This window comes from Vibrio sp. V42_P2S4T144, assembly GCF_009904715.1.
In the GTDB taxonomy this organism is placed as follows: domain Bacteria; phylum Pseudomonadota; class Gammaproteobacteria; order Enterobacterales; family Vibrionaceae; genus Vibrio; species Vibrio alginolyticus.
The window spans coordinates 55,690-64,455 of the sequence record NZ_WXWS01000290.1 but is presented as its reverse complement, the minus strand read 5'-3'; the positions used below and the strand labels follow the sequence as shown (position 1 = coordinate 64,455).

General features: G+C 44.5%; 9 protein-coding genes. All 9 read left to right on the top strand.

Translation table 11 applies throughout. The features are described 5' to 3' along the window. The first annotated feature begins 260 nt into the window (after positions 1-260). Positions 261-470: a hypothetical protein gene (locus tag CAG68_RS10035; protein WP_114765384.1), complete on the top strand. Its 210-nt coding sequence runs from the start codon at positions 261-263 to the stop codon at positions 468-470. A 162-nt stretch (positions 471-632) separates the two neighbouring features. Then, positions 633-1,355, top strand: a complete 723-nt coding sequence (locus tag CAG68_RS10030; protein WP_025559098.1) for an NYN domain-containing protein — start codon at positions 633-635, stop codon at positions 1,353-1,355. 436 nt (positions 1,356-1,791) lie between these two features. Continuing rightward, positions 1,792-2,595 (top strand): undecaprenyl-diphosphate phosphatase, encoded by an 804-nt coding sequence (locus CAG68_RS10025; protein WP_161441091.1) that lies wholly within the window; start codon positions 1,792-1,794, stop codon positions 2,593-2,595. A 12-nt stretch (positions 2,596-2,607) separates the two neighbouring features. Further along, on the top strand, positions 2,608-3,576 hold the full coding sequence (locus CAG68_RS10020; RefSeq protein WP_161441090.1) for a calcium/sodium antiporter: 969 nt from the start codon (positions 2,608-2,610) through the stop codon (positions 3,574-3,576). Beyond that, on the top strand, positions 3,576-4,583 hold the full coding sequence (locus CAG68_RS10015; protein ID WP_161441089.1) for an FAD:protein FMN transferase: 1,008 nt from the start codon (positions 3,576-3,578) through the stop codon (positions 4,581-4,583). The genes CAG68_RS10020 and CAG68_RS10015 overlap by 1 nt, the downstream gene beginning before the upstream one ends. A 2-nt stretch (positions 4,584-4,585) precedes the next feature. After that, positions 4,586-5,425 (top strand): mechanosensitive ion channel domain-containing protein, encoded by an 840-nt coding sequence (locus CAG68_RS10010; RefSeq protein WP_161441088.1) that lies wholly within the window; start codon positions 4,586-4,588, stop codon positions 5,423-5,425. Between the two features lie 163 nt (positions 5,426-5,588). Continuing rightward, positions 5,589-6,614 (top strand): ATP-binding protein, encoded by a 1,026-nt coding sequence (locus tag CAG68_RS10005; protein WP_161441087.1) that lies wholly within the window; start codon positions 5,589-5,591, stop codon positions 6,612-6,614. Then, the gene (locus CAG68_RS10000; protein WP_014234407.1) at positions 6,614-7,312 is read left to right on the top strand and encodes a response regulator; all 699 of its coding nucleotides are present in this window, start codon (positions 6,614-6,616) and stop codon (positions 7,310-7,312) included. The genes CAG68_RS10005 and CAG68_RS10000 overlap by 1 nt, the downstream gene beginning before the upstream one ends. Beyond that, on the top strand, positions 7,305-8,765 hold the full coding sequence (locus CAG68_RS09995) for a TrkH family potassium uptake protein (RefSeq protein ID WP_337250508.1): 1,461 nt from the start codon (positions 7,305-7,307) through the stop codon (positions 8,763-8,765). Before CAG68_RS10000 ends, CAG68_RS09995 begins: the two co-directional genes overlap by 8 nt. The last annotated feature ends 1 nt before the right edge of the window (position 8,766 follow it).

The following is an 8,766-nucleotide window of genomic DNA, read 5'->3' as shown; positions in this document are numbered from 1 at the left end:
AAAATAACGTCGCAAAGTGCGTACTGTACGAAAGCTTATTAACTGGCAATATTTGACTTACAAAGAGTTATTAATGAATTGCTAATCTTCGATTTTTCGTAACGCATTTTTATCCAGAAGTGTGATGACGGATCGTGTAACACAAAAAGGCCCCAAACTTTGTTAGACCTCATTTCTGTTCAATTGTCTCAGCCTTAAATTGACCTTACTTCACCAATGCAACAAGATGCAATAATCTGCAACTATGGAGGAGTGAAAAGATGGGCAATAATTCAAAATCAATAGTTCTAAAGTTGTCACAGCAAATGGGACTTACTGTACTAGAGTTAGAAGACTGTTCACGTTGGTCTATGATCGATATTCCAATGCATAACGTTGTAGGCAGCACTGCTCTCATCTCAAAAGATGGAAGGCAATACCATGTTCAATTCGACAGCTCTCGCACAAAGTATGCAGTGGATGAGATGTAAGATTCATATTTAGTTTTTATCCAGAGGCGCTTCCGAACGAAAAATGCCCCTTTCCTGTTTAGAGTTGTTACTCTTATCATTTCTGAACAATCCCATTTGAACAAATATTACTAATGCCGATATAGTGCAACTAACTACATAAAGGATGGTCACGCACGGATTATGGGTAACAGAAAAATCGCTGTATTAATTGATTCAGAAAACACTCCGCACTCAAAGCTAAACCTGATTATTGAAGAGCTTTCTAGTTTTGGGCAGATCATCGTGAAACGTGCATATGGTGATTTTTCTGCTGAGCAACTAAAAAATTGGAAGCAGCCTTTAAATGAGTTAGCTATTCAAGCCAAACAGCAATTTGCCTATACATCTGGAAAAAACTCCACAGATTCTTTAATGATTATTGATGCAATGGATCTCTTATACAGTCAACGGTTTGATGCTTTTGCTTTGATATCCAGTGATAGTGACTTTACAAGTCTTGCTACGAGATTAAGAGAGTCAGAGATACACGTTATCGGTGTTGGAAAAGCGATGACTCCGACTTCTTTTAAAAACGCTTGTGACGACTTTGTTGCAATAGAGAACTTAAACGCTGATGTTGATCTTGAGGAGGCACAATCAAGCTCTAATCAAGACGCAGAACGCGAACTATGGCGATTAATGCATCAAGCTTGGCAGAACTATAGAGATGAATCGGGTTGGGCAAAACTAGGTGAAATTGGCAAATATTTGAAAAGATTGAAGCCAGATTTTGACCCTCGAAACTACGGTTTGAAGAAGTTATCTGACTTTTTTGATAAATATCCAACGCGCTATAGAACCCGTAACACTAAACGCTCTGGTATGGAGTTTCAGTTGATAACAAAGGCTAGCAAACAAAAATGATTTGCAGCTTCGCTGACGTTATACGCAATTGGGTAACTCAAAATTGCCCCATTCCTTCTTTGCGGCAAAGAGCATTACTGTCAACTGTACTATGCGTAGCCCTCACAAAACTTATCTCTGATGGATTGTGAAACTGTGTATTGTTAGTTAGAGCAAAAACTCGCACACAAACTCTCAGCCCAATTTTTATTATCTCAACTCATTCATTTAACATTTGATATAAATTGTATTTATTAGTTACAATTCAGCTCGTTTAAGGGAGTAGCCTTCCACTACTGATTAGTAGTGGAGTGAATATCAACAGTCTCCAAGCCTCACGCTTGTGGTATTCACGTTCGACATGTTCTGGCAAGACTTAAGCTAAATCGCGATACGGGTAGGATCGCGATTTAGCTTTTGTTTTTTGCCTGCCCGAAATGACAAAAGGAAACCTGCTGTGGATGCATGGTACGCTTTGTTTTTAGGGATTGTGCAAGGAATCACCGAGTTTCTCCCCATTTCTAGCTCTGCTCATTTGATCTTAATGCCTACCATCCTTGGTGTAGTCGATCAGGGAGTTAGCTTCGATCTCGCCACTCATATCGGTACGCTGCTCGCCGTGCTCGTCTACTTTCGACGAGATATTGCGCTATTGATCACTGAATGGGGTAAATCGATCACTCAGCGTCAATATTCCTCCGCCAACAGTCGCTTAGCCTGGGCGATTTTGTGGGGAACCTTTCCTGCGGCATTAGCTGGGTTATTTCTTCTTGATTTAATCGATGACCAGCATCGCTCTGTTATGGTTATTCTGTTTACAACCGTTGCTTATGGCGTGATGCTGGGTTTAGCCGATATCTTTGGTCGAAAAGTTAGAGAGTTAGAATCTCTCGGTTGGAGAGATGTACTGATTGTCGGGTGTGCGCAAGCATTAGCCTTAATCCCTGGCACCTCTCGTTCAGGCGTAACCATCACCGCAGCATTGATACTAGGATTTAATCGACAAGCAGCCTCTCGCCTGTCCTTTTTGCTTGCCATACCGATTACTGCTCTCGCGGCAGCAGCCAAAATCGCTGAAGTAGCGATGGATAGTTCGGTAACCGTAGATTGGCTGGCACTTTTAATTGGTAGCGTTACCTCTTTTCTCACCGCAATACTGGCGATCCACTACTTCCTCAAATTCCTGAATCAATTTGGGATGATGCCTTATGTCATCTACCGATTAATTTTGGCCGTTATTCTATACTTTTACGTTATTTAATAGGGATTAAACATGCTATTAGCTTCACTCGCGATTATCGCTGGCTTTGCACTGCTTGTCTGGAGTGCAGATAAATTTGTTGAAGGCGCAGCCGCTAGTGCCAACTACGCAGGAATGCCACCTTTATTGATTGGTATGCTGGTCGTCGGATTCGGTACATCGGCACCAGAAATGGTGGTTTCGGCTATGGCGGCTATGGATGGCAATCCTGCTCTGGCGCTTGGAAATGCCGTCGGTTCGAATATTGTCAACATTACCTTAATACTCGGTGTGACCGCGATCATTGCACCGATTGCTGTGCATTCAAGCATCATCCGTAAAGAACTTCCCATTCTTTTACTCGTCACGCTTGTCATTGGCGCAATGTTGTGGAATCACCATATCAGCACATTAGAAGCCTGGGCGTTGATTGGTGGATTCATGCTTTTGATTGGTTGGTCAATCTGGAGCGCATTACGCTCAAAGGGAGACCACTTAGAACAAGAGATGGACGACGAACTGTCTAGTCAAAGTATGTCACTGAAGTCATCCATTTTCTGGCTGATTGCAGGGTTAGTGTTACTGATTATCAGCTCGCGTATTTTGGTGTGGGGAGCTGTGGAAATCGCACAACAACTCGGTGTCAGCGATTTATTGATTGGTCTAACTATTGTGGCCTTAGGAACGTCCTTACCTGAATTAGCAGCATCCATCGTGGCAGCGCGTAAAGGTGAGCATGATATAGCTGTGGGTAATGTGGTTGGCTCAAATATGTTTAACTCCTTAGCCGTCATCGGTATTGCTGGCACCATTGAGCCTATTAGCAATATTGGTGCTGAAGTCTTCTGGCGTGACTGGACATCGATGCTTTTTGTCACGGGGTTGCTGCTTTTGACCGCCGCTCGTTTTGGTAAATCGCAGACGATCTCTCGCAGTGAAGGCGCGGTGCTGTTGGTGTGTTATTTGGTGTACAACGGTTATCTCATCTATGGAGCGCTGTAATGTCTAAATTAGGCTGGATTGTTGTTGGTCTAGTTTTCCTCTCAGGATGCGAAAGCGCGTCTCCGAAGGTAGAAAAACTATCGGGAATGGCTCAAGGGACAACATGGCATGTGAGCTATTGGAGTCAAGAAACCGTTGATAGCAATAAGTTAGATGCTGAGCTGGAAGTGGTACTCGCCGAAATTGATAAAGAGATGTCGAACTATCGTCCCGATTCAACCATCTCTGCATTCAACTCGGGAGCGAGTTTGTCTGGTCAGGTGGGGAATAACATTACTCATCTGATACAGGTCGCGAAAGGCGTTTCTCAACAGTCCCGAGGGTGTTATGACTTGACCATCAGACCTTTGTTTGACCTCTGGGGATTTACACAAAATAAGCTATCCATTCCATCAAAACAAGAGCTTGATAACGTCATGATGTCGGTGGGCATGGATAAAATTCAGGTTGACGACGCCATGATGACGAAAGCATCTGCACAAGTTCACGTCGATTTATCCTCCATTGCTCAGGGATACAGCGTTGGCCGATTGGCAGAGGTACTTAAACAATACCAAATCACCAACTACCTGGTTGAACTCGGGGGAGAAGTGGTGGTGAGTGGCGTAAAACCGAATGGCGAGCCGTGGAAAATCGCGATTGAAAAGCCCTTGCCTGGAGAACGAACGCTACAGAAAGTGTTGGCTTTCGACTTCCCTCAAGCAATTATGACATCAGGTACTTATCGGCACTATTTCGATCAAGATGGACAGCGCTATACCCATATCATTGATGCCAGAACAGGAACGCCCGTTAAGCACCATACAGTGTCGGTAACCGTTCTTCACGACGACCCAACTCAAGCGGATGCCTTGTCTACTGCTCTGCTTTGTCTTGGAACCACACAAGGTCTTGAAGTCGCGAATAATAATCAAATTAAAGCGTTATTTATTGATGAATTGAACGGTGAACTGGTTGAGTCACGCAGTAAACATTACCAATCCATACAAAAAGAGATAGAGGAGTAACCATGGAACATATCGCTGGTTTTTACGATACTCATCAGGCACTCATTATGCAGATCTTGCAAAATGCGCTCTTGACGATTTTTATTTTTATCTTGGCTTCTGTGGTATCCAAGCTCGTCAAGCGCGGGGTATTTAAAGCAACAGAGAAAGTCAGCGGTGGGGATGAAATTATCGCTCGCTTGCTTTCTCAAGTCGCGTCTTATGCGGTTTATTTAGTCGCGTTGGTCATTGTTCTAGACCTCTTTGGTGTGAATACTGCCAGCTTGGTTGCCCTAGTCGGTGCAGCGGGTTTAGCGATTGGCCTAGCTCTGAAAGACACACTGAGTAACATTGCCGCAGGTATCATGATTTTATTTCTGAAGCCAATCAAAAAAGGCGAGTTCGTCGAATTCGGAAGCTACTCTGGTAGCGTGGTCGATATTGGTCTATTCACTTCTGTGTTCGAGACAGCGGACGGTCTCTACATCTCTAGTCCGAACAGTGCGGTTTGGAATTCAACCATTCGTAATTTTAGCCGAAACAACAAACGTCGTATGGATATCACGGTTGGCATCTCTTACCAAGATTCAGTTGAAGTCGGGCTGAATGTGCTTAAAGAGTTAGCGTTGTCCCAACCACATATCCTTAAAGATCCTGAGCCTCAAGTGATTGTCCACATGCTGGCTGATAGTTCAGTGAACCTCCAACTTCGCGCCTGGTGTCCGACGAACAAATACTGGGAAACCTATTGGGCGGTGCAGAAGCAAGTGAAACCGAATATCGAAGCCGCGGGGCTAACCATCCCTTTCCCGCAGAGAGATCTGAACATGAAGTGGGTTGATGAAGGCTCTGCAAAACCTTAACCAATACATAAGTCGAGGAAGTTATGATGCTGTTTGTGACTTCCTCTGATTGGATATAACGCCTCTAGATTTCGCCATTTTTTTACGCTTTTTTTACGCGAACCCTGACTGCGCATCTGATAGAGTCGCTGTTAAGATTTTCTTTCAAATGACTTATATGGCAATGAGTTGGCTACAGAAGCGTTATCTCTTATCGGCATCGGTGTTTGTTCTTGCACTTGTCGTATCTTTAGGACTTGATCACTGGTTAGGCTCAACCATTGCGGTGTTGCTGATACTCCAGCTTTCTATCGTTGTGATTGCCCTTCAATGTCACTCACGAATAGCTTATGTGGCTGCGATTGCCGAAGCCGTCAGTTTTAACTTCCTCTTTACCACGCCTCGATATTCGCTTCAGATGTTCCACTTAGATGACATCATCAACTTACTTGTTTTTATTGTGGTTGCCTTTACTACCAGTCAGCTCGCTGAGCGATATCGACGCCAACAAAATGCGCTAGAACAAGTTCAACTGCGCCACCAAATTTTGCTTTCCGTATCTCATGATTTGAGAACCCCGCTCGCGGGGATTATCGGTAATCTCACCACTTTCAAAGAATATCAGACGCAACTTCAAGCCAAAGAAAAGGATGAACTGCTCGACAGTGCCATCAAAGAAAGCCATCGCTTACACCAATACATAGAGAACCTTTTGCAAGCGACGAAATTGCAGCACGGCGTGGTTCACATCCAGAAGCAACAAGAATCCATAGTGCACATTGTAAAAAGCGTCATTGGCCGTTTCTCTTTATCCACCACAAGTATTGAGGTTGTCGTCAATGGGGCGGTTTCATCGGTTGAAGTCAGTCGGGCTTTATTAGAGCAGGCGTTATTTAATGTCTTGGACAATGCGTTGCGCTATTCCCCTAAAGATAAACAGGTCAGTGTGACAATTTATCAGAATCAGCAAAATGTGGTGATTGATGTCTACAACCAAGGCCAATCACTGCAACCCGATGAAGCAGAAAGAATGTTCGAGCTGTTTTATTCAGGCAAGGAGAAAAGAAGTGACGATTCTGGCTCAGGCCTTGGATTGAGTGTGGCAAAAGGCGTGGTCTCAGCCCATCAAGGCCATATCGAATGCGTAGAAGTACAACAAGGTTGTTTGATTCGGATTTCGCTGCCAAGCAGTCAACAAGGAGAGCAGTAGTGAACTACAAAATACTGGTGGTGGATGATGAGCCTCAAATCCAAACGTTTATGCGAATTTCTTTGGCGGCTGAAGGCTTTGATTACGTGGGAGCAGACTCGTTAGCCACGGCAAAAGTGCAATTTGAGCGTGTTCAGCCGCATGTGGTGGTGCTCGACTTGGGATTGCCTGATGGTGATGGTATTGAGTTCCTATCGATGATCCGTCAGTCAAGTAAAACGCCTGTGCTCATCCTAACGGCACGCGATCAAGAAGAAGAGAAGATCCGCTTGCTTGAAGCGGGAGCTAACGACTACCTCAGTAAGCCGTTTGGCATTAAAGAACTTATTGTTCGGATTAAGGTACTGCTGCGAGATTTGGTCAGTGACCATTTTAGCGAGGATATCGTTACTTTTAGTGGGATCAAGTTACAAAAAAGTACCCATCAATGCTGGCTGTACGATACTGAAGTCATTCTGACCAAAAAGGAGTTTGCGTTTCTTGAAATGCTCATGATTACACCAGGGCAACTTGTGAAACAGACAGACTTGTTGAGAGAGGTGTGGGGCGAAAGTCATACCGAAGATACTCATTATCTGCGCGTATTGGTTAGCCAGTTGCGCAAAAAACTCAACGATAGTGCAGACGAACAACAGCTCATTAAAACCGAATCAGGGATTGGCTACCGTTTAGTTTCGATGGAGCCACCTCGTGATTAATCTCAAGAATACCGTTCGACTCTTGGTCATGCCCATGCTTTGGATGGGGATTGTGCAAGGTTCATTTGGTTTATTGTCGCTGTTTATATTTCAAGATCATATTTCAGGTGACTTCTTCTCTCCTTCGGCGGTAATGATGCTCTCTGCTTTTTTGTTATCCGTTCTATTGCGAAAAAGTGAGCTGCATAAAGTCACCTTTCGAGATGCGTTAATGTTTGCCAGTTTAACTTGGGTATTAACTGGCTTCTTAGGTGCATTGCCGATCCATTTCGTTACCAAAGTCAGTATGACTGACGCAATATTTGAGTCCATCAGTGCCTTAACCACCACTGGTGCCACCATCCTGGCTGGCTTGGACGATATGCCGAAATCTTTTCTCTTGTATCGTCAATTTCTTCAGTGGATGGGTGGGTTAGGCGTGGTGATTTTTGTCGTCGCGGTACTGCCCATGCTCAATGTCGGAGGAATGCGACTGCTTAAGGCAGAAACGCCTGGACCCATTAAGGATGACAAGCTTTCGCCCCGTATCAATAAGACGGCACATTATCTCTGGGGTGTCTATTTAGCGATCACCGTTGCGTGTGCGTTGGCTTACTATTTTGCGGGGATGTCGGCTTACGATGCCATTGCGCACAGTTTTACCACGGTTTCAACAGGCGGTTTTTCGACGCATGACGCCAGTATGTGGCATTTTGAAAGTCACCTTATCCTTATGTTATCCAACATTTTCATGATGTTGGGCGCGATCAGTTTTGGTCTTCATTTTCGAGTATTTCGAAGTGGTTTTGCAGGGCTACGTCTGTATGTCTCTGATGAAGAGTCAAGAGTATTTATTCTTACAGCGATTGCTCTCTCCTTTGTTTTGGGGTGGTACATTTTTAGCCATTCTGCCTATGACGATTTTCTTACCTCTCTTAGCTTTGCCATGTTCAGCGTCGTCTCATTTATGACCAGTACAGGATTTGGGGCAGCGGATTTGGGCAGTTGGCCTGCGGCAAGCGCACTCTTTTTGGTGTTTTGTGCCTATCTTGGTGGTTGCTCAGGTTCAACCGCAGGGGGCAATAAATTTGTGCGCGATATCATTACGTTCAAAGTAATTCGACGAGAAATTCGCCAGATTGCCCATCCCAGAGCCATTTTGCCGATCCGTTATCAAGGGCGCGTTGTGGCCTCCGATGTGACCAATGCTGTGATGGCTTTTATGTCTCTGGCAGCGCTGACCACCGTGGTGTTCACTTTGCTGATGATGGCAACAGGACTGGACTTTTGGTCGTCCTTTACCGCAGTGGTGGCGTGTATCAATGTGCTTGGACCTGGTTTTGGCGTGGTAGGAAGCAATTTTCAACCTGTTTCTGATACAGGCATCTGGATATTAAATCTGGCAATGCTCCTTGGCCGACTGGAATATTTCACGGTGTTAGCCATGTTATTGCCACACTTTTGGAAAAAATAGT